This is a genomic window from Acinetobacter sp. 148 (assembly GCF_031196675.1).
Classification (GTDB): domain Bacteria; phylum Pseudomonadota; class Gammaproteobacteria; order Pseudomonadales; family Moraxellaceae; genus Acinetobacter; species Acinetobacter baumannii.
On the sequence record NZ_JAVIMT010000060.1, the window covers coordinates 183402 to 209961 of the forward strand.

The following is a 26560-nucleotide window of genomic DNA, read 5'->3' on the forward strand; positions in this document are numbered from 1 at the left end:
TTACCTGCGAATAGGATTTTCTGGAGTATTAAGTGGCTTATCAAGCGGCACATTCATTAAGCGCAACGACTCTTGCATAATACGAGCAAAAACTGGAGCGGCAACCAAACCACCGTAATAGCGACCTTGTGGGTTTTCCACCACTACAATAACGGCTAAACGTGGATCACTAATTGGTGCAACACCCGCAAATAAAGCACGATACTCATTATTTGAATATCCTTTACCATCTGCACGCAATTTATGTGCAGTACCTGTTTTACCACCTACCCTATAACCAGGAATATTGGCTTGTTTTGCAGTACCACCCGGCATAGTCACTTGCTCAAGCATTAACAAAACTTGATCGGCAATTTTCGGATTTAAAACTTGCTCACCTTTAGGTGGCTGATCTAGTTTATGCAAGCTTAATGGCATTTTGACACCATGATTTGCAAGCATGGCATAACCTTGAGCCAATTGAAGGATTGTCGCGTTTAAGCCATAACCATATGCCATGGTCCCGATTTGAGAAGAGTTTAATTTATTAACAGGTAAAACCAGACCTGAACTTTCCCCAGGGAACCTTACTGCAGAACGCTTACCAAAACCAACACGATTAAAGAAGCTCGGCAAAGTTTCTTTCGGAAGTGATAATGCAATTTTTGCAGAACCCACGTTTGAAGACTTAATAATGACACCACTTACGGTCAAAGCCCCATAGTTATGGGTATCACGAATAGTATGCCAGCCTAAACGCATTGAGCCAGGAGAGGTATTTACAATCGTATTTGGCGTATATTGACCAGTTTCTAAAGCTGCAGAAATAGTAAAAGGTTTCATGGTTGAACCGGGCTCGAACATATCGATCGCACCACGGTTACGCATAGCATCTTTATTTGATAAGCCATTCTTATCATTCGGGTTATAAGATGGCCAACTGGTCATTGCCAGAATTTCACCCGTTTTAACATCAACTGCAATCGCCGTTGCTGAACGCGCATTGTTAGCCACACCTGCAGCCGTTAATTCACGGTACATAATGTACTGCAAACGTGAGTCGATACTTAAAGTGATATTTTCACCAGGTTCGCCCTCACGAATTACCTCAGAAACTTTTAAACGGTTACCACGCTTATCGCGAATAATTTTTTGCTCACCGTCTACACCTGACAGTTGCTTATTCAACTGCATTTCCAAGCCTTCGATACCTTGACCTTCACTATTGGTCAAACCAATAATTTGGGCATTTGGCTGAGGTTGCGGGTAATAACGTTTATAAGTTTTTTCTGCATACACCCCTTGGAAATTACCTTTCATAATGAGGTCAGCTTGCTGAGGAGGTACTTCTTTTTTCAAAACCAGATAGCGAGAACGCGGACGCGCATTCATCTGTTTTTTAAGATCAGCACGATCAACACCCACCACGTCGGCAAGTTCATCAAGATTTAAATTTTTATCTGGCAATTGGCGTTTTAATTTACGGTTGTTTGGATCTTGTTTTAGTTCAGCCGTAATTTGATCATATAAATGCTTGGTCTCAAAATAATCACGCGGATCAATCACAATTTTCATGATTGGACTACTAATCGCTAAAGGTACACCGTGGCGATCACTAATCACTCCACGCATAGCCTCTATACGTTCAGTACGCAAAATATTGGCATTGGCCTTATTTTGCAAAAAGTCTTTATTAATGACTTGAACATAAAATGCACGTGCAATTAATACCACAAAACACAGTAGCACTACCGCCCAGAGCAGATAAAACCGCCACATATCAAAGGCAAGACTTGGTTTTTCCGAAATAGACTGCTGTTTTTTTCGTGTTTGCTTTGTTCGCTTATCTACCATACAGCAAGGCCTTACTTATTTTGCTCTGAGGTCATCGGTAAAGAAATTACCACCGTTTCTGCAGCAGGTGGCGAAAACATTCGTAATTGTGTCACAGCACGTGTACCAATTTGAGCAGTCGCACCAAATGTTTGTTGCTCAATCAATAAACGCCCCCATTCAGCATTGAGGTCATCACGTTCACGCATATAAGAGCTTAACTCTCTATAATCATGACGGTATTCAAATACTTGAAATACCACCATCATGGCACTGATAAAAACCAATGCCACCATGACTGCATATACCACAGCTTTTTTGACCACTTTATTTTCTGTGGTTTCGATTTCATCACTACTTTTCATTACGCGCCTTTTTGTTCCAAGCGTTCAGCAACCCGAAGCCATGCACTACGTGAACGTGGATTCGCTTTTACTTCTTCTTCACTCGCACGAACCCGTGAAATTTTCTTTAATCTTCTCGTATCAACCTGCTGTTGAGGCATCCCCCAACCAGAATCTTCTGCTAGAGTTGATTCTTTTTGAATAAACTGTTTGATCAACCGATCTTCAAGCGAATGGAAGCTGATCACAGACAAACGCCCTTTTGGCTTAAGCAAGTCTACAGCTTGCGGTAAAAATACTTCAATATCATCTAGTTCTTTGTTAATAGCAATACGGATTGCCTGAAACGTACGTGTCGCCGGATGTTTATGCTTTTCCCATTTTGGATGGGCTGTTTTTACTATTTCAGCCAATTGCGCCGTAGTATCCAATTTTCCGGCCTGTTTAATTGCTCTAGCAATACGGCGACTATATCGTTCTTCACCATATTGATAAATGATATTTGCCAACTCTTCCTCTTCTACCTCAAGTAACCATTCGGCAGCAGTCAACCCCTTAGAGTTATCCATACGCATATCTAACGGGCCATCTTGCATAAAGCTAAAGCCGCGTTCAGCCTGGTCGAGTTGAGGAGAGGACACACCTAAGTCTGCCATAATTCCATCGACACTTTGCACCCCAATTTCCTGCATTTTTTCCTTAATATCAGCAAAACTTGCATGAATAATCGTAAATCTTGGATCTTCTTGTGCTAAAGCAGCCGCAACTTCCAGAGCTTGAGGGTCTTTATCAAAAGCATATACTCGGGCGTTTTCATCGAGTTTCGACAATAATAAGCGCGTATGCCCACCTCGTCCAAAGGTTGCATCGATATACACCCCAGTTGTGCGATCTGCCAATAAGCTTTCAACGGTCTCAAAAAGTAAGACAGAAATATGCGACATAGGAGTTAAATCATAGCGTAAAAATGTAACTGCACATTATCACCTTGTTTATGGCTAACACCAAACGGCTTTTTGTAGGAAAATATTAATTTTTCATAGAGAAAACCGTTTTCTTTTCATTTTTTAAGCAAAACAAAAAAGCAAGCTCACCTTTTCAGGCTCACTTGCTTCACTATAAAAAAGTAAACTAATTTTTAAACTTCTACTCTACCAATATTTTATCTACTGCTTTCCATCATAAATCTGATCAAAGATGGCTCCATTGGCAAAATGGGTTTTCTGGGCTTTTGCCCAACCGCCAAAAACATCATTGATCGTAAATAATTTAATTTTTGGGAATTGTGCTGCATATCTAGCAGCAACTTGAGGATTGCGAGGACGGAAATAGTGTTTAGCAGCCAACTCTTGACCTAAAGGTGAGTATAAAAAGTTGAGATAACCTTTTGCCAAAGTACGGTTACCGTCTTTGTCGACTGTTTTGTCAACAATAGCAACAGATGGTTCTGCCAAAATTGAAATTGATGGGTAAACAATTTCATATTTATCTTTATCGAGACCTTTCGTTGCCAATAGTGCTTCATTCTCCCAAGAAAGTAGAACATCTCCAATTCCACGCTCAGCAAATGTAGTAAGCGAGCCTCGTGCTCCCGAATCTAACACCTTAACGTTGTGATAAAGTTTTTTAACCAGCTCTTTGGCTTTAGCATCATTTCCACCCGACTGCTTTAAAGCATATCCCCATGCAGAAAGATAAATCCAACGCGGTGCCCCACCCGTTTTTGGATTAGGCGTAATAATTTCGACACCAGGTTTGGTTAAATCATTCCAATCACGAATATTTTTTGGATTGCCTTTTCTTACTAAAAACACAACTGTAGAGGTATACGGTGCAGAATTATTAGGGAATTCTTTTTGCCAGTTTGGCTGGATAAAGCCTGCTTTTACAATTTCATCAATATCATTGGCTAAGGCTAAGGTCACCACATCTGCCTCAAGACCAGTTGCTACAGCGCGAGCCTGTTTACCTGAGCCTCCATGGGATTGTTTAAAATCCACGTCCTGTCCGGTACGTTGTTTCCAGAACTTTCCAAATGCCTGATTATATTCCTGATAAAACTCTCGAGTTGGGTCATAAGAAACATTTAAAAATGTAGTCGCCGCCTGCACAGCACTTACTACCAACCCCATATACGTAGCGACTGCAATTCTTGCTATTCTTTTCATTTATAAAAACCACTTTTACTTTTAACGTCTACTATATTTTTATTTTTTAGTTTTCAATCAAATAGTTATATAAATAAATGTTTTACTAATCACTTTAAAAGATATAGTTAACTCTAATTTTTCCTTCTCCTTTTTGAAAAGTTTTGTAATTATTCTTATAGTTTATTTATAGTCTTCACTTTATCTACACATTAATTTGTTAAATAATGAGACGTAATGGATACACATAGGCTACATTTAAAGGTACCAGCGTAAAATAAAGGTATTTTTTGTAAAAAGTGTGACATAGTTCTACTTTTTTATTAAAATTTATGTTTGAATCGTAGCGTTACCGTAATTTTACATTTGGTTAAACTCAAAAAATAGACGAAATGTACTGAGGGGATGAACAGAAAATGAAAATTCATTATGGAAAAGCTTTAGGCTTGGGTTTGGTGCTTAGTTTTGCATCGCAACTATCTACAGCAGCCGTACTGAAAGATACACCAAGTAAAAGTCTTTCAGATAAACAGTCTTCACTTATTGAAAAAGCTTTAGATCAGCAAAAACGTAACACTATTGTACTTCCATCAACAGATGATGAGTTAAAAGTACTTAATACTATCCGTGTTACACCAACTCAAAACTTTCTTGCAGCACAGCATGAACGTTTTTCACGTTTTGTTCAGGCAATCTTCCAGCCACACACTTCTTAATATTTGAAACGACCCCTCATCGTTTCAATTTCAGCCCAGACTGTCGTTAAATAAAACGTCAGAATACTGGGCTTTTTCGTTATAATAGTTCCAATTTTTATTTTGACCCATTAACTATGAAAGTTCGTACTCGTATTGCACCTTCTCCTACCGGTTTCCCACATGTTGGTACTGCCTATATCGCCCTATTTAATATGTGTTTTGCGAAACAGCATGGCGGGGAATTTATTTTAAGAATTGAAGATACAGACCAGCTTCGCTCTACGCCAGAATCTGAAAAAATGATTTTAGACTCTCTACGCTGGTTAGGCTTAAATTGGTCTGAAGGTCCGGATGTAGGTGGTCCTCACGCTCCTTACCGCCAATCAGAGCGCATGGGAATTTATAAGCAATACGCGTTAGAACTTGTTGAAAAAGGTCATGCTTTTTATTGTTTTGCTACAGCAGAAGAACTTGACCAAATGCGTGCCGAGCAGCAAGCTCGTGGCGAAACACCAAAATACGATGGTCGTGGTTTAAAGCTGTCTCAAGAAGAAGTAGCTCGACGTCTTGAAGCGGGTGAACCTCATGTTATCCGTATGAAAGTGCCTGAAGAAGGCGTGTGTAAATTTAACGACTTACTCCGTGGGGAAGTTGAAATTCCTTGGGCACAAGTCGATATGCAAGTGCTTCTTAAAACAGATGGTTTACCAACCTACCATTTAGCTAACGTTGTTGATGACCATTTAATGGAAATCACTCATGTATTGCGTGGAGAAGAATGGCTTCCATCTGCACCGAAGCATCAATTGCTTTACCAATACTTTGGTTGGGAAATGCCAACGCTTTGCCATATGCCATTGCTTCGTAATCCGGATAAATCGAAGTTATCTAAACGTAAAAACCCGACCTCAATTAACTACTACCGTGATATCGGCGTTTTACCAGAAGCCTTACTCAACTATTTAGGCCGTATGGGTTGGTCAATGCCGGATGAAAGAGAAGTTTTCACATTACAAGACATGATGGATAACTTTGATATTCAACGCGTATCACTAGGTGGGCCAATTTTTGACGTTGAAAAACTCAATTGGTTAAATGGTCAATGGATTAAAGGGTTAACCCCAGGACAACTATTAGACCGTTTATTGACATGGAAAAGTGATCGCAGCACTTTAGAAGACATTGCTGCCGCTATTCAACCACGTATTAATTTACTTTCTGAAGCTGTAAATTGGGCTGGTTTCTACTTTAACCATATGCCACAAATTACGGCTGAAATGTTTGAAAGTAAAAAATTGACTCAAGAGCAAGTTCGTCAAAGTTTACAATTCGCAATTTGGCGTCTTGAAAGTCAGTTTACTTGGAATAACGACACAGTTAGTCAAACTTTAATGGATTTGGCAAATCAGATGGGCATTAAATTACGTGACTTCATGCCAACGTTCTTTATTGCAATTGCTGGCTCAACAAGTTCAACACCAGTTATGCAGTCAATGGTTACGCTTGGCCCTGACTTAACCTTTGCTCGCTTACGACATGCGCTAGAAATTGTAGGTGCACCGAGTAAAAAAGAGGTAAAAAACTGGGAAAAGCTTAATGAAAGTTTAAAATTGCCGAAAAATGAAGCAACTAGCGAAGCTTAATTCATTTTTTTATTGACGTGTGAGCGCATTCACCCTAATATTGCGCTCACACAAACTGGGGTCATAGCTCAGTTGGTAGAGCGCTACAATGGCATTGTAGAGGTCAGCGGTTCGATCCCGCTTGGCTCCACCAAGCTCCTTTGTGTTTGCCTCATCAAGTCCCTATCGTCTAGAGGCCTAGGACATCGCCCTTTCACGGCGGTAACCGGGGTTCGAATCCCCGTAGGGACGCCATTTTCTATTTTAAAAATTCCTTTTAAAGACTCTATCGTCACCTTCCTGTCTATTCTTTGACTGCTTCTTGATTGCACATTTGTCTATTTTATCTAAAATAGCGTCTTTCTCAAATTCTCTCAATGTGTAATATGCAGCCATCTGACAAACAACTAGATGCTCAGCATCAGAACAGTACTGCACCTTTAAAAAGAGCCATGAGTACCCGCCACCTTGTCATGTTATCGCTAGGTGGAGCAATCGGTACTGGTTTATTTTTGGGTTCAGGGGAAGTCATTTCACAAACTGGACCTATTGGCGCAATTATTGCCTATATTCTTGGGGGTGCAATTGCTTACATGGTCATGCTCTGTTTAGGCGAGCTGGCTGTACATATGCCCGTTTCGGGTTCTTTCGGTGCATACGCTCGAAAGTACATTAGTCCAAGTACAGGCTACATGATTTCATGGATGTACTGGCTAACATGGACAGCAACGCTAGGAACCGAGTTTACCGCCGCTGCTCTACTTATGCAGGAATGGTTTCCACAAATTTCAATGTGGATCTGGACACTTATTTTTGCAGTAACTATTTTCGGGTTAAATATCAGCTCAACCCGAGTATTTGCCGAGTCAGAGTTCTGGCTAGCGCTGGTTAAGGTCATTACCGTCATTGCTTTTATTGTGCTTGGATTATTAGCAATTTTTGGTTTAATTCCTTTCCACGGCGCTCAAACTGCTCCATTGTTTAGTAATTTAACTGCCCAAGGTTGGTTCCCACACGGTTTTCTTCCTATTTTCACCACTATGCTCATTGTTAACTTTGCTTTCTCTGGAACAGAGTTAATTGGTGTAGCTGCTGGCGAAACTAAAGATCCGGCTCAGAATGTCCCTAAAGCGATTAATGCTGCAATCTGGCGTCTTCTTATCTTCTTTGTAGGCACCATTATTGTAATTAGTGCATTACTTCCTTTCCAACTTGCTGGTTTAGGTGGTGACAACGTAAGTAATAGTCCTTTCGTTACCGTATTTAATTACATCGGTATTCCATATGCAGATGACATCATCCGTTTTGTTATTATTACTGCACTACTCTCAGCCGCAAACTCGGGATTATATGCAGCTTCACGTATGATGTGGTCTTTATCGGAGCAAAAACTCCTTCCGGGTGTATTTGCAACACTTTCAAAAAGCGGAACACCTATTGTTGCTTTAGTTGTAACGATGTTCGGCGCAATTCCAGGCTTATTATCAGAACAATTTGCTCCTGAAACCATCTTTAAAAACTTGTTAGGTGTTGCAGCTTTTACCATGGTTATTGTCTGGATGAGTATTTGTTTAAGCCAGTTCAATTTCCGTCGTCAATGGTACCGTTCCGGGCATACAATTAGCGATTTAAAATATGCAGCACCGTTATTCCCTATCGTTCCAATTTTAGGTTTTCTTTTCTGCTTTATTACATGTTTAAGTATGGCAGCAGATCCTGAAATGCGTGCTGGCTTTATAGGTTGCTTAATTTTTACTGCCTTGTGCTATCTCAGCTACTTTATTTTCTATCGAAATAAAGCTTAAGTGTTTGTAATTTAAAAAGTGTAGCAAAAAGCTACACTTTTTTTTGCTTAGAGACTGGCTTTATATAATCTACCGTTGTAGATTTAAATTTATATTAAAAAACAATTCCTTGTATACAATGAAAATTATATTTATCCATGGGATGAATCAGCAGAATTACACAGCACATCGTTTAAAAGAGCACTGGCTAAAAGTATTTAAACTGGGCTTAAAACAATTGCACTGTAGAGTTAATTTAAGAGATCTACATATACATATGCCATTTTATGGCGATTTAATGACGAAGTATCAATTATCCAATCAACTTGATCTTAATACTTTACTTCCAAAAACTTTTAATTTTCATTTACCCATCCATTTACATCATCAGCCATCAACACCTAAGGAACATACTCCTTTTATACCCCACCTCCCTCTTTCACCCGATCAACCAGCGCAAAGCTTATCAGAGCGTTTATATTTAACTTCACAGTTGGTGAAAGATCGGGTTCTTAAGGAAATGGTGGTTCTTTTAAATAATTTTCCAAAATTACATGAAAGCTTAATTCAGCAATTCTTGATTGAAACTTATATGTACTTATCTAATCCTGATTTTATGTATGAGGTTCATCAAAGAATTTTAAAACAAATGCATGATGATGAAGATTGTATTGTAGTCGCCCACTCTTTGGGTTCCGTGATTGCCTATCATTTATTATCAGATCCTTCTTATCAGTTTTCAGTACAGCGCTTTATTACCTTAGCATCCCCTCTTTCTTTCCGCGTCATACAAAGCAAACTTCCCACTCCCATTGAACGTCCTAAATGTTTAAAGGGCGACTGGTATAACTTTTATTCTAAAGATGACTTTTTAACCGCTTTTCCATTAAGTGAAGCACCTTTTAATTTTACTCCCCCCATTATTAATCAAGAGATTTTTACTTTTGCCAACCAACCTCATGAAATTGTCGGCTACTTACAACATCATGCTGTGGTAAAAACAATTATTGAGCCTTTCCAATAAAAAATATCTATAAACGTATATATTTTCTACAATTTGAGTTATTTTTAAGCGCTTAACTGATTTTTTTAATATTTCTTCAGAAAACTATTTGACACTTTTATTAAATCGACCTAATATACGCCCACCTCTGAAACGTCCCTATCGTCTAGAGGCCTAGGACATCGCCCTTTCACGGCGGTAACCGGGGTTCGAATCCCCGTAGGGACGCCAATATTTTTCAGATGTATGCCTCATATAAGTCCCTATCGTCTAGAGGCCTAGGACATCGCCCTTTCACGGCGGTAACCGGGGTTCGAATCCCCGTAGGGACGCCAAATTCTAAAAAGCCACTGCATAACGACAGTGGCTTTTTTCTTATCTAGACAATAAAAAATCTGATCATAAACCAGCTTCCCGTCACACTTATTTAATTTGCGATTCCAACTTGAACTTCCAAACGGCCTGATTGAACACGTAGCCCTTTTATTTCGAACTGATCTACCAGTTGCTGCACAAGCTCACGACTTTCTCTTAAAATATTAAGTCCCGGTAGAATACTAAAGTCGGTTAAATTTAAAAGTTTTTCTACCATCCATGAGCGGTTATTAATGAAATCAATAAAACCTGCTTGCTCAAGGTCAATGAACCACATGCGATGACCATCACGCTGAATACCCGGAATATCACGAATCAAATGATTAATCAGCGATGGAATAGGCAACATATTAATCACTTCAAAACCTACTCGACCAATACGGCGAACAGCCCAATTCGATAATGTTCCACCATGACGTATTTGCACATCCAGACTTTCATCCATTTGGCGTAAGCGTAAGAACTTTTCTTGTCCAATGCGGCATTCCAATACTCGAAAATCTAAACTTAGGCGATATAGGAAACGGTGATAGTGCCCATCGATTTCAACCTGAAACCGATCATTGCCACATTGAACTTTAATATCATCAATTTCCGAACGATCTATGCGTTTACGAATTTGACTGTTTAATAGCATTTCAGGCAAATACAAATTCAAGGTACTTTTACCTAGAAAAGTACGTGCCATGATTAAGGCAACCTGTCTTGCAGTTTCACTTGTTTCAGACACCATATCTCTGACAGTCCCTGCTGCCAGGTTGGTCATGCCCACCACTCCACGCTTTGTATGAGATGTCACTTGATCTAAAGCATCTAAGGCTGCATCAGCAACTTCAGCAAGATTACGTGTAGTATCACTAGCAAACCCGACGGCGTCTTGCGCATGCTGTAATGTTTTATGCAGCAAACGGCGTGAGAATGACAGTTTTATAGGGTCAGGGTTCCCTGAAACTGTTGATGTCGTTGTAGGCTTCGACTTATTGTCATCTTCTTGACCCAAGTCCCTCTCCTTTTTATATTTCTTTCACATCCTATTGATGAGCATTTCAGCTCATTTCCAGTGTTGGACACACTTGGTTTTTATCTAGATTAGCATGCTCTACAGCATTATTTTAATTTTTATATGTACGCATAAATCATCGTTTTTTTATATATCCTTGTTTCAAAAAAGTATTTTATATTGGATATTCACCTCAACTTTTTAATCAGCTACAAATTTTTTTCTTTCTTTGCATTTCCGTTAGAATAGATTCAAATTTAATGTGGAGCTGTCATGCAATATCGTTGCCCTCAATGTCAAAGTGTTAAAATTATGCCGGTGAGCCAAGGTGTTAATAGTGCTAAACCTGTTGTGCCTAAAAGCTTAGTGATTTTAGTTCCTGCCATTTTTGTACTTTTACTCTTGGTTGTTATTAGTATTTTTATGTGGATTTTTGGCAATGGTGCAGGCAGCTCTCTTCAAATTGCAACAGTAGTTGCATTTGTGGTTACTGTAGGCGCAGGTTTTATGTTCTGGCGCGATTTGCCTGATTTTAAATTGTCTATGCAAGCATTTATGCAGTCACAAAAACATTGGAAATGTCGTGACTGCAATCATGAGTGGGAAATTTAAAACTATATTCACATCAGCTTAATGCTGATGTGAATGCGTCTTGTCATTATCGTTATGCTCGTGTGAAGCATGTTGAGCAATATGCTGACAGTTGATCTCAGCATCATCTTCAATTTGCAATGTCACTTCACCAATACCATGCTCATGAGAAAGCATTTCAACTGCATCTTGATAGAGCTTATTACGGTCAGCTTCAGGCGCAAATAAGTGCACGGTTAAATGGATATTTTTAGACGTAATTGCCCATACTTTGAGTTGGTGAATACTCTCCACACCATTTAATGAAAGTAAATCTGCACGTAGCTTTTCAATATCGACTTCTTCGGGTACACCTTCGAGCAAAATATTAATACTTTGTTTAAGTAAAACCCATGTTCTTGGCAATACCCAAAATCCAATCAGTACCGCAATAAGCGTGTCAATCCAATACCAATTAGTGAAGTAAATAATAATTGCACCAATAATAACGCCAACTGAGCCTAGTGCATCACTCAATACTTCTAGATAAGCACCTTTCACATTTAAGCTGTTATTGGCACTCGACATAAGAATTTTCATTGAGATGAGGTTTATTACCAAACCAATGGTCGCCACAATGAGCATACCTACACTTTGAATTTCAGGTGGCTGCGAAAAGCGGATATAGGCTTCATATAAAATATAAATTGCCACCACAAAAAGCATAAGTGCATTAAATAAAGCGGCCAGAATTTCAAAGCGCTGATAACCGAAAGTACGTTTATTATCGGCAGGACGTTTAGAAATCTGTATGGCAACCAAAGCAATTGCTAAAGCAGCTGCATCTGTAAACATATGTGCAGCGTCAGAGAGCAATGCCAAACTTTGTGTGATTAAACCTGCAATCACCTCAACAATTAAGAATGTCGTGGTAAGCGCCAAGGCAATCGTTAATTTTTTAGCATTACCCTCAGTCACTACAGCATGACTATGATCATGACCATGATGTCCACCCATTTTGCGGACTCCTTTTTATTTATCTTTATGGTGAGTTAAAAGTAACGATGAAGACACCTTTACCTTTACCTTTAACTCTTACAAACACTTTTTCGACTTAAATTTTGTAATCAAAAAAGATATCTCAAATCGATGACATTATGAATGCTCAACACTTTTCGTCTTGCCTTCATTCATCCATCGATAAATGACCGGTAATAAAACCAAAGTTAATATCGTAGATGAAATAATGCCACCAATTACTACCGTTGCCAAAGGTCGTTGTACCTCTGCACCAGTTCCAGTTGCCAAAGCCATTGGAATAAAACCAAGTGAAGCAACAAATGCCGTCATTAATACAGGGCGTAGTCGCAGTACAGCACCTTTCCAAGTTGCAGCATGAACATCTAGGGTTGCTCTTAGCTCTTTAATGAATGTGAGCATGACCAAACCATTCAATACCGCAACACCTGATAAAGCGATAAACCCGACTCCAGCAGACATAGAAAGCGGAATATCTCTCAGCCACAAAGCCACTAATCCGCCAGACAAAGCGAAAGGAACCCCGCTAAATACAAGTAAACTGTCTTTAAAGTTACTAAATACCGCCATCAGCAATACAAAGATCATGATGAGCGCCATCGGCACAACGATTTGCATTCTTGCAGTGGCAGAAGCAAGATTCTCAAATTGCCCTCCATAGCCTAACCAATAACCGCTAGGTAGCTTTTGCTGCGCCAGTTTGCTTTGCATCTCTTGTACAAAAGACCCAAGGTCACGATCACGCACATTTGCCGTCACAATCACTCGGCGTTTGCCATTTTCACGGCTCACTTGAGCAAGGCCCAGAATATTCTCAACCTTGGCAACGTCTTGTAACTGGATCAGACCGCCGTTTGGTAAGCGAATCGGTAATTGTGCTAGCTGCTGAGGCGTACGCATGTTTTCCTGTAAGCGAATCACGAAATCGAAACGTCTATCGCCCTGTAAAATTTGCCCTACACTCTGTCCTCCAATACTCGCAGCGACAATATCCTGAATAGACTTGACTGATAATCCATATTGAGCAGCTAGTGCATGATTAACATCTACATTAAGTAATGGCAAACCATCAGTCTGTTCGACTTTGACTTCACTGGCACCTGGAATACTACGTAGCTGTTGGGCTATTTTTTCCGCTTCCTGATTGAGGACTTGCATATCATCCCCAAAAACTTTCACCCCGATATCACTACGAACGCCTGAAATGAGTTCATTAAAACGTAGTTCAATCGGTTGCGAGAATTCACTGTTATTACCAGGAATCTGATTCACGAATTGCAGCGTTCTGGTACGCAATTCATCTATCGTTTCTTTAGGGTTTGGCCATTGATCATGTGGTTTTAATAGAACAATACCATCGGAAATATTTGGAGGCATGACATCGGTAGCAACCTCGGCTGTTCCTGTTCTTGCAAAAATGGCTTTAATTTCAGGGAAAGCTTTCAGTAACTGCTTTTCTACATTCTCTTGAATCTTAAGCGACTCTTCTATGCCTGTGCTCGGTGCACGCATGAGTTGTAATGCAAAATCACCCTCACTGAGTTGAGGGGCGAACTCACTCCCCACTCTTGTTGCAATAGCACTTGTCAAAATTAAGATGCTGACCGCTGCTGTGACAACAACATATCGAAAGGCATATGCTTTATCGAGTAAGCCTGCATAACCTTTTTTCAGCGTCATCATCCAGCGGCTTTCTTTTTCCTTCACTTCACCCGTAATAAACAGAGCTACTGCTGCCGGAACAAAGGTCACAGATAAAATAATTGCTCCCAATAATGCTAGGACAACGGTCATTGCCATAGGATGAAACATCTTTGCTTCAACGCCTGCTAAAGCAAAAATTGGTAGGTACACGACCATAATGATGATCTGACCAAAGATTAATGGGCGTCGTGCCTGTTTAGCTGCGAGAAAAACCTCTGTGAAACGCTCTGAACGTGTTAATAAACGACCTTTTAAATGCTGCGCTTCAGCTAAACGCCGAATACAGTTTTCAACAATAACAACGGCCCCATCAACAATGATCCCGAAGTCCAAAGCGCCCAGACTCATCAGGTTGGCACTGATTTTTTGTTCCGCCATACCTGTTAAGGTAAAAAGCATTGCCAATGGGATAATACAAGCAGTGATTAAAGCGGCGCGAAAGTTTCCTAAAAAAATAAAAAGGATAACGATGACTAAAATCGCCCCTTCAATCAAATTTTTAGCTACTGTTTTAATCGCTTTATCTACGAGGCTACTACGATCATAGACTGTTTCAATCACCACGCCCTGAGGGAGTGATCTTTGAATTTCCTGAACTTTATCGTCAATCGCCTTAGCAATAGTTTTACTGTTTTCACCCATCATCATCATGGCGATACCTAAAACAGTTTCCTGTCCATTATAGGTAGCACCACCTGTACGCAAATCATGACCAATCGATACTGACGCTACATCGGCAACCCGTATAGGTAAACCGTTTTTAGTGGCGACCGTAACATTCTGGATATCTTGTATTGACATCAGCATGCCGGGAACACGAACGGTGAGTTGCTGGCCGTTCTCTTCAATAAATCCGGCACCACGGTTTTCATTATTATTTTGAAGCGCATCCTGTAAGTCGGTAAGTGGAATCTGCAACTGCTGTAACCGTGTCAGATCTGGAGAGACCACATAGGTTTTATTATATCCACCAATGCTATTAACCTCGGCTACCCCTTGTACACGTTGTAACTGGGGCCGAATAATCCAGTCTTGAATTTCACGCAGGTCCATCGCGCTATAAGCTGAACCATCTGCTTTTTTAGCATTTGGCTCTGCTTTTACCACCCATTGATAAATCTCACCGAGTCCAGTCGAAATTGGAGACATTTGCGGATCAATGCTATCTGGTAAAGCACTCTTAGCTTCTTGTAAACGTTGGTTAATCAGCTGTCTTGCCCAGTAAATGTCAGTACCATCTTTAAAGATAATCGTGACCTGAGAAAGACCATATCTGGAAATTGAACGAGTCTGTTCCAGATTTGGAATACCAGACATGGCATTTTCAATCGGATAAGTAATCCTTTGCTCAACTTCTGGTGCTGTAAAACCATTGGCCTGACTATTGATTTGTACCTGTACATTGGTGATATCAGGCACAGCATCAATTGAAAGTTTTTGATAGCTATAAATTCCGACACCAATCCAAGCAATAACAAACATCATGACCCAAATGGCGTTGTTAATTGAAAACTGAATAATTCGATCAAACAAACCTTCAGCCTTTGGCAAATCAGGTTTATTAATGTCCATGCTCTGCCTCCCCTTTTTCAAGTTCGGACTTGAGCAAGAAACTACCTTGAGTCACATATTGCTGCTTTTCAGTAATTCCAGATTTAACCTCTACCCATTGTGCATCTGAAGAATAATTGCCTAACTCTACCGCAACAGGAGCAAAATGAATTTTGTCCTTCTCCTGTTTTGCAATAAAGACGACATTCTTTCCATCAATCTGTTGTATCGCTGTCTTATTAACTCGTAATACAGTCGCTGCATTATTTTGTTTCAGTAACACATTGACCATTAAGTTAGGGCGTAATTCTTTTGAAGGTGTGAGTACCTTGGCACGAACCTGTAGACGACCAGTTTGAGTATCTGCTTCTGAAGTTAAACTTTGTACCTGTGCTTTAAAAATATTATTCGTTTGCAGTGATTTAAATTCAATTTCCTGATTAGGCTGAATATTAGTATTTGCACTTGGTAGCACAAATTCAATCCATAACTGATCTAGGCGATCAATAACAAATAACTGTTTTTCAGGACCAATTTGCTCACCAATGACAATATCTTTACTACTGATTACACCACTTAAAGGTGCAGTTAAAACATATCGACCTTTACTTGAGCGATTTGCTCCCAATGCAGATAAACGGCTATTTGCAGCCTGCACTTGAATCTGCGCCTGCCGATAAGCATTGTAAGCGCGCTGGTAATCTTGACGTGCTGAAACCCCTTGTTCCCACAATTGTTTTTCACGTTGATAATCTTGCTGGGCTAATGTCAGTGCTTCTTGTGCCATGCTTAAGTTAGCTTGTTGATCGACTAAATCAGGTACAAATAAAGTCGCAAGCGCCTGACCCTTTTCAACTTGTTGTCCCAACGCAACATTTACACTATCTACACGCGCAGAAAAAGTTGAAGAGACATGTGCTTGCTGGTCTGTATTTACAACAAGTTTGGCAGGATACGAGAGATTCTGCTCAACTTCTCCACGTCCTACTTGCTCTAACTTCACTCCATATTCAACCAGTTGCTTAGAAGTTAAGTTTAAACTGCCTTCCTCTTTTTCAGATTCTTCATGACCAGCTTCACCCTCTGCATGCGCTTCTTCACTTTTCTCAGTATTAGGCTGTTTTTTTCCAGAGAAAAATAACCAAGCACTTAAAGCAAGGCAGACAATCAGCAGCAAAATAGCAATAAGCCATTGGTTTTTCATTTTTTTAACTGACATTACTCTGCCCCTCCAACTGTCGGCAACTGATAGGTGTCTTGCCATAAATTTTGATTAATTTGATTTAATGCATCTCCAGACATCACCATATTTGGATCGATCCCGAGAGCTAAACTTTCTGCCTCAATTGCTTTTTGCCAAGCAGATTTAAGAAGTTGAACTTTTTTCAAGCGTTGTTCTTGTAATTGAAGGGTAGATTGCTGAACATCGGTAATTGCAAATTTACCGACTTTAAAGCCAAGCAGCATTTTCTCTTGTACCGTCTCTGATAAAGGGATTTGCTGCTCATTCATTAAATTATATTGCTGCTTTAAACCCGCTAACTCGTACTGTAGAGTACGAATAGAATTCTCGCTTTGCTTTTTATAAAAGCTTTGCTGCTGGTCAATTAAATCGAGTTTGCTTTGAGCAACTTTTAGGGCATATTGCTGGCGATTAAAAATGTTTAAAGGAACCGCTATACCTACTCGGATCTGATTTTCGGTACTGCTCGTTTCTGCGGTTTTACTACGAACCACGCCCATATTTACAGTAGGCGTAGGCCGATTTTTTGCCTTTAAATAATTAATTTCAGAATTTTGTTGTATTGCTTGAAGCCGTAGGGACTGTTCTAACAAATTCTGTTTCAAATATTGGTCGATATCACTTTCATTTTTTAAAGGCCACGTACTTTTTATATCTGGACGTAACGTGAAGTTATCTTCTGTCTCACCCCATAAGTTAGCCAATTTTCTTTTAGCACTACTCAGTGATAATTCAACTTCCTGATATAAACGCTGATTTTCAACATGCGTCATGAGAGTTCGATCTAAATCAACCTGAGCAATACTGCCTGCCTGAAAGCGTAAGCGGGTAGCATCTAAAAGGTTCTTACTCGTTCTTAACTGGGCTTTAGCAACTTCATGTTCAAGCTCTAAAATAGATACTTGTGACCATAAATATTTTACCGCCAGCTTCAGTTGAGCCTCATATAAAACCTGATTTAACTCAACTTGATTTTGCTGAACACTTGCTAGTTTTTTTGCTGCGGAACGTACACCAAAAATATCTAGTTTTTGCGAGATCCCAAGTTCTAATTCCTGATCTTTTCCAGATTTAAAACCCGTTTGCTGTACAGAAACCGTCGGATTTTCCCATAGCTGGCTCTGTTTGATATTGCTCTCGGCGATATCTTGTTGAGTTTGCCAAATTCCTGTTTGAGTCTGAAACTGCTTAACCTGATCGAGCACCTGTTCAAAAGTTAAAACATTCTGTACACGCTGTAGTTGTGTATTCTCAGCAAGGTTCTGATTTGAACTGGCTGCGTTTGTTACGACACCAGTTGAAAGTGCAACAGCAACAACTAATGATTTAAGTACCCAAGACGTACTCAGACTAACGAAACTTTTTTTGTATAAAAAAATAGACATAAAATAACCCTATGAAATAAATAATATTTCTGGTGGGTTATTTTTCGGCTACCCCACCTATAGCAGGGTTAAAACAGGAGGCGGGTCTTGTTTAGAGATATGAGGGGACTTATAAGAATTAGACCAATAATATTGTTGTTTTGGCTCAGATGACTGTATTAACGGTGAAACAATTTTTTCTTGTGCTTCTACAATCACAACATGAAAACATGAGGGTAAATGGTCATGATGATCGGACAAGTTTAACGGAGCTTTATGAGTCCCCGCGATATCTGTCTTTTCCGTATGGCTATGCTGTGAAGCTTCATAACTCAACGCTGCATGATGACCAAAATGATGTAATGCCTTTTCCTGATTTTCATGGGCGCAAAATGCCGCTGCCACATTCCATAAACTTTGGAATATAAGCAAACAGAATAAGACGGACATGAAAAGTGCAGAACGTGGCAACAGCACACCATTAAACTAAGAAGTTGAGCAAAGCCACTATAGCAGGCCGTGGGCATGTAATAAAATTACATCTAATAAGTAGCAGTATAGAAGCGATTCTAATCTCGCCTGAGTAAAGATAAGAATAAATCATTAAGAATCTTTATCTTTACTCATAGGAAACTAATTATTAAGTAATTAGTTTCCTACAAAAAAAATTATTTATGCTTACAAGTTAAATGAGGCTTCTTACCTTCTTCAGCTTTAGCTTTTGTTTCTTGCTGAGACTTAAGATTCTTTTCGAGGAATATTAACCCTCCATCAGCATGAGCCAAACTTGTTGAAAGAAGTAAAACCATCAAAGCCGATTTTGTATTTAGTTTAATAGACATAATAATCACCAGATCTAAATATTCCTAATTTATTTAAGGACTTATCCCAGAAATAAAATTAATTTTTCGCATACCTTAGTTAATCAATTCAGGACAAATCTTCTGAGTCTCTAAGAAGCATGCGGATATACTTTCATTTCATTTTTAGAACCAACTAAACAATGAAGGGAGAACACCGTGCAGTCGCAACTCATCAAAAAGTTGGACTAAGGCCGCAACCCAGATAAACCACACCACCTGCGTCAAAAAAATACGGAAATGCTTCGGTGAAACCTGATAGAACTCAGGCTCTTTAAAATTTTTGAAACTTGGTAAAAAGCGTGGAATTGTCTTTATATAATCTGAATATGCAGTTCCATATTTTTCACTCAGGAATGCTTCTTCTTGGCGTATAACAAAATGGTAGTAACAGAGAAAATAAAGCGTGAATACTATTGGAAAGATAAACGTCTCTGTAATCAACATGATCCCGACTCCACCCAGATAACTAAACAGATAGAGTGGATTTCTACATAAAGAATAGGGACCGTCTGTCACCAACTTAGCATTCTTAAATCCGGAAATGTAAAAACTGCACCATATTCTTCCCATTACTCCTATGCCCACAAAAAACCATCCAAAGAACCATAAAATATGTTCTATAAATGCCGCCTGGAAATGCCATTTACTAAAACTTAAAGCAAGAATAATAGCTAAAATCAGCCCAATCACTCGGGAGCTCACAGTTCTAACACGGGGGGTAAATAAAATATTCATTTCCATAAACCTCCATCGCTGTGAATCATCAGAGATAAGATAACCGATTCATTAAAATGATATTTTTGTGTTCCGGAAAAATTTGACAGAACCTTATATCCCGCCTTGTCATTAACATAAAGACGTGAATGTTTAAGCGAGTAATCTACATAGAAGATTGCTGCGCTTTGTTTGCACATATAATTAAGCATAAAATAACCCTTTGAAATAAATAAATTTCTGGTGGGTTATTTTTCGGCTACCCCACCTATAGCAGGGTTAAGACAGGAGGGGGATTTAAAGAGCCAAGATACGGGGACTGATAAGAATTAGACCAGTAATAGATTTGTGAAAGCTCATGTACACGCACAAAAGGTTCTTGAGCTTGTTGTGCATTTTCAGTCATCACTACATGAAAACATGAAGGTAAATGATCGTGATGATCTTGCCAGCTTAATGGAGCATTCTCAGAATTTTCTACAATACCAACATGTTCAGTCTGCATATGGTCTGAAGATTGATATACATTTAAATCTGCATGATGACCGAAATGTTGTAATGCCTTTTCCTGATTTTTATGCACGCAAAATGCCGCTGCCACATTCCATAAGCTTTGGAATATAAGCAAACTAAACAAGACGGACATAAAAACTGTAGAACGTGGCAACGGTACACCATGACAGTAAATTGCACAAAGTCACTATAGCAAGCGATACCAATGTAATAAAATTACAAAATGATTTTTGGTTAATTTATCGCTGTTTTAAAAAAGTTTTTTCTTTAGAAAAATTAATTTCCTGTTTGAGTTCCTTCAATGTATAAACTATTTTCTACCCTACTCGTTGTCGTCTGTTTAAATTTGAGTGCTTGTGCCACGACATTACTTTCAGAAGCTTTACCTAACGAAACCACAAAAACCGAGAAAATCATTTTAGCAAAAGATCAAATTATTGCACTTGGGCAAGCCGTTAAAAACCAGCAAGAACAAGGCGTCGTATTTATAGGTCAAGACTTTAATTATTTAATGACCGAAGGAAGTTCGGAATTTTTAAATATCATTAAAAATATTCCTGTAAATCAAAGAACTTTAATTATTCCCTCTCCTCTGCTACTCGAAATGGATGATCCTACGCATTTTCATGGCGAACTCAAGTTTCAATACAATATTCCCACTTCAAAACTCTCTGATCAACAGAAAGAAAATTTAAAAAATTTAGGGTTTAAAAATCATTTTATGGTTATGGAGAACCAAACACAGCTTTTATATCCCTACGCTATTATTCGTTTTAAAGGCCAAATTTATCAAACCAGTCCTACTTTAAAAGTCCAACAAACGATTCCAACTCCATATCCAATTGCCTTACAACAAAAAGATGAAATAACCAAGAAACATCCGTTTAAACGTGTAACTCGTATGGCGCTTTATCCTTTAGCGATGGCATTTGATATAGTGACGGTAGCTCCTTCTCTCATCTTGTCAGATTTACGAGGTGACTTTACTAAATAAGCACCCTTACCATTCTAAAAACAAAACCAGCCCTTAGGCTGGTTTTGTTTAAGAAAATTTCTTTTGTTTGATATTTATAAATTTTCTCAATTTTTTTATTTTGAATAACCATTTGTTCTTAAACTTTTTAAATTCTATTTTCATGTTTGTATACCAATACTTTTATAGAAATTTCGCTAAGCGTAAAAACACGTGTAACTTTTATGTAAGCTAAAACTTCATCATTTTTCATCCAAATGCGCTATATCAGATTTACAAAAAATAACATAAGATTTTCATATAAGGGACTAGCTTAAAAGTGTGAGTCAATTCAATCAAATTGAGGAACAAGGGGAGACTGTCATGAATATGAAAACAATCAAGCATGGGCTTAATCACTTGTTTGCCTTTGAAAACTTACCAGCCGATATGCATTCACAAGCTGAGGATGAAATTGAACAAGGCTTACGCTTTGAAGAGTTAGCCATACAAGATCATGAACGTATGCAGAATTGGTTAGATATTACCCCAAATGACCGCAATGCGATGTGGTGCTACCTCCGTGCAGCTTTAAGAGGTAATGCTGACGCTTCCTTTAAACTTGGTATTGGCTATTTAAATGGTCAATTTGGTTTAGATAAAAACTACACTGAAGCTGAAAAGTGGTTAAACAAAGCAGCAAGTCAGGGACATCCTGATGCTGAACGTTGCTTACAAGAAGCTTTTAGTAAACTTGCCTTCTAACAAAAAACCAGCCCTTAGGCTGGTTTTTAAATTTAGCAGTAATTAACCGCTAATTTTTTTGTATTTCTTGCGATGAGGCTGAGCGTCATCACCTAGCTTAGCACGGCGATAAGCTTCAAACTCGGTATAGTTACCTGTATAGAACTCTGGTTGTTCATCTTCAAATGACAAGATATGAGTCGCAATACGGTCAAGGAACCAACGGTCATGCGATACAACCATGACTGTACCCGGGAATACCAAAATTGCATCTTCAAGTGCACGTAAAGTTTCTACGTCCAAGTCGTTTGATGGCTCATCCAGTAAGATAACGTTTGCACCTTGCTGTAAAATTTTCGCAAGTTGTAAACGGTTACGCTCACCACCTGACAATTCACCTACGCGTTTTTGCTGATCTTGGCCTTTAAAGTTAAAACGACCAATATAAGCACGTGATGCAATTTCATAATCGCCCACTTTCAAGATGTCTAAACCGCCAGAAACTTCTTCCCAAACCGTTTTGTTATCATCTAAAGTGTCACGAATCTGACCAACATAAGCAACTTTAACTGAATCACCAAGTGTTACAGTACCGGTGTCAGGTTTTTGCTCACCTGTCATCATACGGAATAAAGTCGTTTTACCGGCACCGTTAGGACCAACAATACCTACAATTGCTGCTGGTGGTACGGTAAATGACAAGTTTTCGTAAAGTAAACGATCACCAAATGACTTGCTGATATTTTCTACTTCAACAACCTTGTTACCTAAACGTGGACCAGGTGGAATATAGATTTCAGAGGTCTCATTACGCTGTTGGAATTCGCGTGAGTTAAGCTCTTCAAAACGCTCCATACGCGCTTTGTTTTTCTTTTGCTGACCTTTCGCATTTTGACGAACCCATTCAAGTTCTTTTTTCAATGCTTTAGCAAAAGATTCTTCTTGTTTCTGCTCTTGTTCTAAACGAGCATTTTTTTGCTCCAACCAAGAAGTATAGTTACCTTGGTAAGGAATACCGTGTCCACGGTCAAGCTCCAAGATCCACTCGGCAACGTTATCTAAGAAATAACGGTCGTGCGTAATCGCCACGATTGTGCCAGGGAAATCTTTTAAGAATCGCTCTAACCAAGATACAGACTCTGCATCCAAATGGTTCGTTGGTTCGTCAAGAAGCAACATATCTGGTTTAGAGAGCAATAAACGGCAAAGTGCTACACGACGGCGTTCACCACCAGAAAGCTTAGTTACATCTGCATCCCAAGCTGGAAGGTTCAAGGCATCTGCCGCGATTTCAAGCTGGTTATTTAGGTTATGTGCATCCCAAGCATGGATAATTGATTCTAATTTTTCCTGCTCTTTCGCAAGCGCATCAAAATCAGCATCTGGGTCTGCATATTCTGCAAATACCTGATCAAGACGCTCTAAAGCATCTAAAGCTTCACGCACACCATCTTCAACGTTACCACGAACGTCTTTAGTCGGATCAAGTGGCGGTTCTTGCTCTAAATAGCCGATTTTAATTCCAGGTTGTGCACGAGCTTCACCAGAGAAATCTTTATCTACGCCAGCCATAATACGAAGCAAGGTAGACTTACCCGCACCGTTCAAACCGAGAACACCAATTTTGGCACCCGGGAAAAATGATAAAGAGATGTCTTTTAAGATTTCGCGCTTTGGCGGAACCATCTTAGACACTCGGTTCATCGTATAAATATATTGGGCCACGCAGGACTCCTCAATTGAAAAACCAATACATCGCAAGACGCGACAAAATAATCGCGCGTATTATACGATGAAAACACTAATGACTTGAAGTTATGATTTCCATCGTACGGATTTATCAAACAATTTTCTTTTTCAATAAGTTGCAAAATGTTTATGTATAAGATTTATACAACGTTTCAGCGTATATTTTTCTATCTATATTCCTAAAATTGGATAACAAACCAGAATTTCTGCAATTTTCTATATAAATTTTAAGCTAGACTCGCTCAATATTTAACTCACGAAGATGAAGTAATCATGACTTATAAAGATGAAACCTTAGCCATTCACGCAGGCTACACTCCAGAAGCAACCACTAAAGCTGTTGCAGTCCCTATCTATCAAACAACTTCGTATGCATTTGATAACACACAACACGGTGCCGACCTTTTCGATTTAAAAGTTCAAGGCAATATCTATACCCGTATTATGAATCCAACCACAGCCGTACTTGAGCAGCGCCTTGCTGCGTTAGAAGGCGGTATTGGTGCTTTAGCCTTGGCTTCTGGAATGGCAGCGATTACCTATGCTGTCCAAACGATTACAGAAGCGGGAGATAATATTGCCTCAGTCTCAACTTTATATGGTGGAACTTATAATTTATTTGCCCACACCTTACCAAAACAAGGTATTGAAGTTCGCTTTTTTGATTATCAAAAGCCTGAAAGCTTACGTAACTTAATTGATGATAAAACTAAACTTGTTTTTGTTGAGTCAATCGGTAATCCGCTCGGAAATATCATCGATCTAGAAGAAATTTCGAAAATCGCCCACGAATATGGCGTACCTGTCGTTGTTGATAATACAGTCGCTACTCCTGCTTTATTAAAACCATTCCAATATGGCGCCGATATCGTTATCCATTCGCTTACGAAATATATTGGTGGTCATGGTAATAGCATTGGTGGTGCAATTATCGATAGCGGTAAGTTTCCTTGGGGTAAATATCCGGAGCGTTTTAAAGTATTGAACACGCCAGACCCAAGCTATCATGGTGTGAACTATGTCGAGGCATTAGGTGAAGCTGCCTATATAGCAAGGGCTCGGGTTGTACCATTACGTAATACAGGCGCAGCTATTAGCCCACTCAGTGTTTTCTTAATTTTACAGGGTCTAGAAACGCTTAATTTACGGATGGAACGCCATACTGAAAATGCACAAAGAATTGCGGAATATTTGCAAAATCATCCGAAAGTAAAATGGGTCAATTACGCAGGCTTAAAAGATCATCCACAACACCAACTTGCGCAAAAATATGTAAAAGGTAAACCTTCTGCAATTTTATCTTTTGGGGTTCAAGATGGCCGTGAAGGCGGTACTCGCTTCATTGATGCCCTCCAGCTATTTACCCGTCTTGTGAATATTGGTGATGCGAAAAGTCTGGCGTGTCACCCTGCAACCACAACTCACCGCCAACTCAACGAACAAGAACTAAAAGCTGCTGGTGTAAGTGAAGATATGGTACGTCTTTCAATTGGTATCGAGCATGTTGATGACCTCATTGCCGATTTAGAACAAGCACTTTCATCTGTATAAATTTTAAACTCATCTAACAAGCCTCTGGAATATAGAGGCTTTTTTATTTTTAAGTGATTTAACTATTAAGAATAATTAATGGATTAGGGTAATAATTTAGAGTTTTTACTCTAAATAAATTGTTAAATTTCATATATTTACATACTAGACAATTTTTAAACATCTATTAAGATAAGGCAATATTTAGGAGTTCATCAGGATGAACCAACGGTTGTAAAAATAAAAATTACATACCGGAATAAATAGCCCCTGCCCCTACTTAGGTAAAATGCTGTGAATAAAAAATTAGAAGCTCTGTTCCAGGAAAAGGTACAAGGTAAAGTCATCTTAGTGACAGGCGCCTCAAGTGGAATCGGTTTAACGATTTCCAATAAACTTGCTGACGCTGGTGCGCATGTTTTACTGGTTGCCCGTACTCAAGAAACATTAGAAGAAGTCAAAGCAGATATTGAAAGCCGTGGCGGTCAGGCATCAATTTTCCCATGTGATCTGAACGACATGGAAATGATTGATCAGGTTTCTAAAGAGATTTTAGCTTCTGTTGACCATATTGATATTTTAATTAATAACGCAGGTCGCTCTATTCGTCGTGCTGTTCATGAGTCTTATGATCGTTTCCACGACTTTGAACGTACTATGCAATTAAACTACTTTGGCGCTGTACGTTTAGTACTCAATATTTTGCCTCACATGATTCAACGCAAAGATGGGCAAATTATCAATATTAGTTCGATTGGTGTATTAGCAAATGCAACCCGCTTCTCGGCTTATGTTGCTTCTAAAGCTGCGCTTGATGCATTTAGCCGTTGTCTATCGGCAGAAGTTCATGCACATAAAATTGCAATTACTTCAATTTACATGCCTTTAGTGCGTACACCAATGATTGCGCCAACCAAGATTTATAAATATGTACCGACTCTCTCACCTGAGCAAGCAGCCGATTTAATTGCTTATGCGATTGTGAAACGTCCAAAACGTATTGCAACTAACCTAGGCCGTTTGGCTTCTATGACCTATTCAGTGGCCCCTGGCATTAACAATATGTTTATGTCGATTGGTTTCCGTCTGTTTCCAAGTTCAGACGCCGCAAAAGGCAAAAAAGCTGAAAAACTTAACTGGGTGCAAAAAGCATATGCACGCATTTTCCCTGGTGAGCATTGGTAATTTAAAATATTCAGCAAGCTTAAATAAAAAAGCGCCTCATGAAAGGCGCTTTTTT

General features: G+C 39.2%; 24 protein-coding genes and 4 tRNA genes. 13 read left to right on the forward strand and 15 right to left on the reverse strand.

The features are described 5' to 3' along the window. The 4 genes from ftsI to RFX69_RS10070 all read right to left on the reverse strand — a co-directional run bounded on the left by ftsI (nucleotide 1) and on the right by RFX69_RS10070 (nucleotide 4324). Complete coding sequence (ftsI, locus tag RFX69_RS10055) at nucleotides 1-1833, reverse strand: penicillin-binding protein PBP3 (RefSeq protein WP_000227936.1); 1833 nt, start codon at nucleotides 1831-1833, stop codon at nucleotides 1-3. An 11-nt stretch (nucleotides 1834-1844) separates the two neighbouring features. Continuing rightward, complete coding sequence (gene ftsL, locus RFX69_RS10060) at nucleotides 1845-2177, reverse strand: cell division protein FtsL (RefSeq protein ID WP_289332464.1); 333 nt, start codon at nucleotides 2175-2177, stop codon at nucleotides 1845-1847. Further along, nucleotides 2177-3100 carry a 16S rRNA (cytosine(1402)-N(4))-methyltransferase RsmH gene (gene rsmH, locus RFX69_RS10065; RefSeq protein ID WP_000018347.1) on the reverse strand — a complete coding sequence of 308 codons (924 nt, stop codon included), beginning with the start codon at nucleotides 3098-3100 and terminating at the stop codon, nucleotides 2177-2179. The genes ftsL and rsmH overlap by 1 nt, the downstream gene beginning before the upstream one ends. Before the next feature lie 222 nt (nucleotides 3101-3322). Then, complete coding sequence (locus tag RFX69_RS10070) at nucleotides 3323-4324, reverse strand: sulfate ABC transporter substrate-binding protein (RefSeq protein ID WP_289332465.1); 1002 nt, start codon at nucleotides 4322-4324, stop codon at nucleotides 3323-3325. Nucleotides 4325-4719: 395 nt separating this feature from the next. Between RFX69_RS10070 and RFX69_RS10075 the strand changes: the two genes are divergently transcribed. The 8 genes from RFX69_RS10075 (at nucleotide 4720) to RFX69_RS10110 (ending at nucleotide 9745) form a co-directional block, all read left to right on the forward strand. Continuing rightward, nucleotides 4720-5019, forward strand: coding sequence for a hypothetical protein (locus tag RFX69_RS10075; protein WP_000690903.1), 300 nt, complete (start codon nucleotides 4720-4722; stop codon nucleotides 5017-5019). A gap of 116 nt (nucleotides 5020-5135) precedes the next feature. Beyond that, on the forward strand, nucleotides 5136-6644 hold the full coding sequence (gltX, locus tag RFX69_RS10080) for a glutamate--tRNA ligase (protein ID WP_000868422.1): 1509 nt from the start codon (nucleotides 5136-5138) through the stop codon (nucleotides 6642-6644). Nucleotides 6645-6701: 57 nt separating this feature from the next. Beyond that, nucleotides 6702-6777, forward strand: a tRNA-Ala gene (locus tag RFX69_RS10085). A gap of 25 nt (nucleotides 6778-6802) precedes the next feature. Further along, nucleotides 6803-6878, forward strand: a tRNA-Glu gene (locus RFX69_RS10090). 131 nt (nucleotides 6879-7009) lie between these two features. Next, the gene (locus tag RFX69_RS10095) at nucleotides 7010-8428 is read left to right on the forward strand and encodes an amino acid permease (protein WP_001183124.1); all 1419 of its coding nucleotides are present in this window, start codon (nucleotides 7010-7012) and stop codon (nucleotides 8426-8428) included. Between the two features lie 118 nt (nucleotides 8429-8546). After that, on the forward strand, nucleotides 8547-9431 hold the full coding sequence (locus RFX69_RS10100; RefSeq protein WP_001986587.1) for a hypothetical protein: 885 nt from the start codon (nucleotides 8547-8549) through the stop codon (nucleotides 9429-9431). A 134-nt stretch (nucleotides 9432-9565) separates the two neighbouring features. Continuing rightward, a tRNA-Glu gene (locus RFX69_RS10105) sits at nucleotides 9566-9641 on the forward strand. A 28-nt stretch (nucleotides 9642-9669) separates the two neighbouring features. After that, a tRNA-Glu gene (locus RFX69_RS10110) sits at nucleotides 9670-9745 on the forward strand. A gap of 92 nt (nucleotides 9746-9837) precedes the next feature. Here the strand turns inward: RFX69_RS10110 and RFX69_RS10115 are convergent. Then, a complete protein-coding gene (locus RFX69_RS10115) occupies nucleotides 9838-10785 on the reverse strand; it encodes a hypothetical protein (RefSeq protein WP_000529525.1) in 948 nt (315 codons plus the stop codon). A 273-nt stretch (nucleotides 10786-11058) separates the two neighbouring features. On the opposite strand from RFX69_RS10115, the gene RFX69_RS10120 reads away from it, so the two are divergent. Beyond that, the gene (locus RFX69_RS10120; protein ID WP_001200011.1) at nucleotides 11059-11397 is read left to right on the forward strand and encodes a hypothetical protein; all 339 of its coding nucleotides are present in this window, start codon (nucleotides 11059-11061) and stop codon (nucleotides 11395-11397) included. Nucleotides 11398-11415: 18 nt separating this feature from the next. Here RFX69_RS10120 and RFX69_RS10125 read toward each other — a convergent pair whose 3' ends face one another. The 9 genes from RFX69_RS10125 to RFX69_RS10165 all read right to left on the reverse strand — a co-directional run bounded on the left by RFX69_RS10125 (nucleotide 11416) and on the right by RFX69_RS10165 (nucleotide 20499). Continuing rightward, complete coding sequence (locus tag RFX69_RS10125; protein WP_000508762.1) at nucleotides 11416-12372, reverse strand: cation diffusion facilitator family transporter; 957 nt, start codon at nucleotides 12370-12372, stop codon at nucleotides 11416-11418. Between the two features lie 138 nt (nucleotides 12373-12510). Next, on the reverse strand, nucleotides 12511-15669 hold the full coding sequence (locus RFX69_RS10130) for an efflux RND transporter permease subunit (protein ID WP_271056000.1): 3159 nt from the start codon (nucleotides 15667-15669) through the stop codon (nucleotides 12511-12513). Beyond that, nucleotides 15659-16867 carry an efflux RND transporter periplasmic adaptor subunit gene (locus RFX69_RS10135; protein WP_000111949.1) on the reverse strand — a complete coding sequence of 403 codons (1209 nt, stop codon included), beginning with the start codon at nucleotides 16865-16867 and terminating at the stop codon, nucleotides 15659-15661. The genes RFX69_RS10130 and RFX69_RS10135 overlap by 11 nt, the downstream gene beginning before the upstream one ends. Continuing rightward, nucleotides 16867-18276, reverse strand: a complete 1410-nt coding sequence (locus RFX69_RS10140) for a TolC family protein (protein ID WP_000021709.1) — start codon at nucleotides 18274-18276, stop codon at nucleotides 16867-16869. Before RFX69_RS10140 ends, RFX69_RS10135 begins: the two co-directional genes overlap by 1 nt. Before the next feature lie 57 nt (nucleotides 18277-18333). Continuing rightward, nucleotides 18334-18726 (reverse strand): cation efflux protein, CzcI-like, encoded by a 393-nt coding sequence (locus RFX69_RS10145; protein WP_002017259.1) that lies wholly within the window; start codon nucleotides 18724-18726, stop codon nucleotides 18334-18336. A 197-nt stretch (nucleotides 18727-18923) separates the two neighbouring features. Next, nucleotides 18924-19097: a hypothetical protein gene (locus tag RFX69_RS10150; protein WP_000023573.1), complete on the reverse strand. Its 174-nt coding sequence runs from the start codon at nucleotides 19095-19097 to the stop codon at nucleotides 18924-18926. A 144-nt stretch (nucleotides 19098-19241) separates the two neighbouring features. Then, a complete protein-coding gene (locus RFX69_RS10155) occupies nucleotides 19242-19859 on the reverse strand; it encodes an isoprenylcysteine carboxylmethyltransferase family protein (protein ID WP_271055999.1) in 618 nt (205 codons plus the stop codon). Then, nucleotides 19850-20044 (reverse strand): hypothetical protein, encoded by a 195-nt coding sequence (locus tag RFX69_RS10160; protein WP_000935947.1) that lies wholly within the window; start codon nucleotides 20042-20044, stop codon nucleotides 19850-19852. The genes RFX69_RS10155 and RFX69_RS10160 overlap by 10 nt, the downstream gene beginning before the upstream one ends. A 56-nt stretch (nucleotides 20045-20100) precedes the next feature. Beyond that, nucleotides 20101-20499 carry a cation efflux protein, CzcI-like gene (locus RFX69_RS10165; RefSeq protein WP_002060055.1) on the reverse strand — a complete coding sequence of 133 codons (399 nt, stop codon included), beginning with the start codon at nucleotides 20497-20499 and terminating at the stop codon, nucleotides 20101-20103. 147 nt (nucleotides 20500-20646) lie between these two features. Here RFX69_RS10165 and RFX69_RS10170 point away from each other — a divergent pair, with 147 nt between their 5' ends. Together RFX69_RS10170 and RFX69_RS10175 are read left to right on the forward strand one after the other, a co-directional pair. Further along, nucleotides 20647-21339, forward strand: coding sequence for a hypothetical protein (locus RFX69_RS10170; RefSeq protein ID WP_000277241.1), 693 nt, complete (start codon nucleotides 20647-20649; stop codon nucleotides 21337-21339). A 342-nt stretch (nucleotides 21340-21681) separates the two neighbouring features. After that, on the forward strand, nucleotides 21682-22062 hold the full coding sequence (locus RFX69_RS10175) for a tetratricopeptide repeat protein (RefSeq protein WP_001056509.1): 381 nt from the start codon (nucleotides 21682-21684) through the stop codon (nucleotides 22060-22062). Between the two features lie 42 nt (nucleotides 22063-22104). On the opposite strand, the gene ettA is transcribed toward RFX69_RS10175, so the two are convergent. Beyond that, nucleotides 22105-23766: an energy-dependent translational throttle protein EttA gene (gene ettA, locus RFX69_RS10180; RefSeq protein ID WP_000090021.1), complete on the reverse strand. Its 1662-nt coding sequence runs from the start codon at nucleotides 23764-23766 to the stop codon at nucleotides 22105-22107. Nucleotides 23767-24063: 297 nt separating this feature from the next. Between ettA and RFX69_RS10185 the strand changes: the two genes are divergently transcribed. Both RFX69_RS10185 and RFX69_RS10190 read left to right on the forward strand, forming a co-directional pair. Next, complete coding sequence (locus RFX69_RS10185; protein ID WP_000221160.1) at nucleotides 24064-25341, forward strand: O-acetylhomoserine aminocarboxypropyltransferase/cysteine synthase family protein; 1278 nt, start codon at nucleotides 24064-24066, stop codon at nucleotides 25339-25341. Between the two features lie 273 nt (nucleotides 25342-25614). Then, nucleotides 25615-26505, forward strand: a complete 891-nt coding sequence (locus RFX69_RS10190) for an SDR family NAD(P)-dependent oxidoreductase (RefSeq protein WP_001035486.1) — start codon at nucleotides 25615-25617, stop codon at nucleotides 26503-26505. Nucleotides 26506-26560 lie beyond the last annotated feature (55 nt).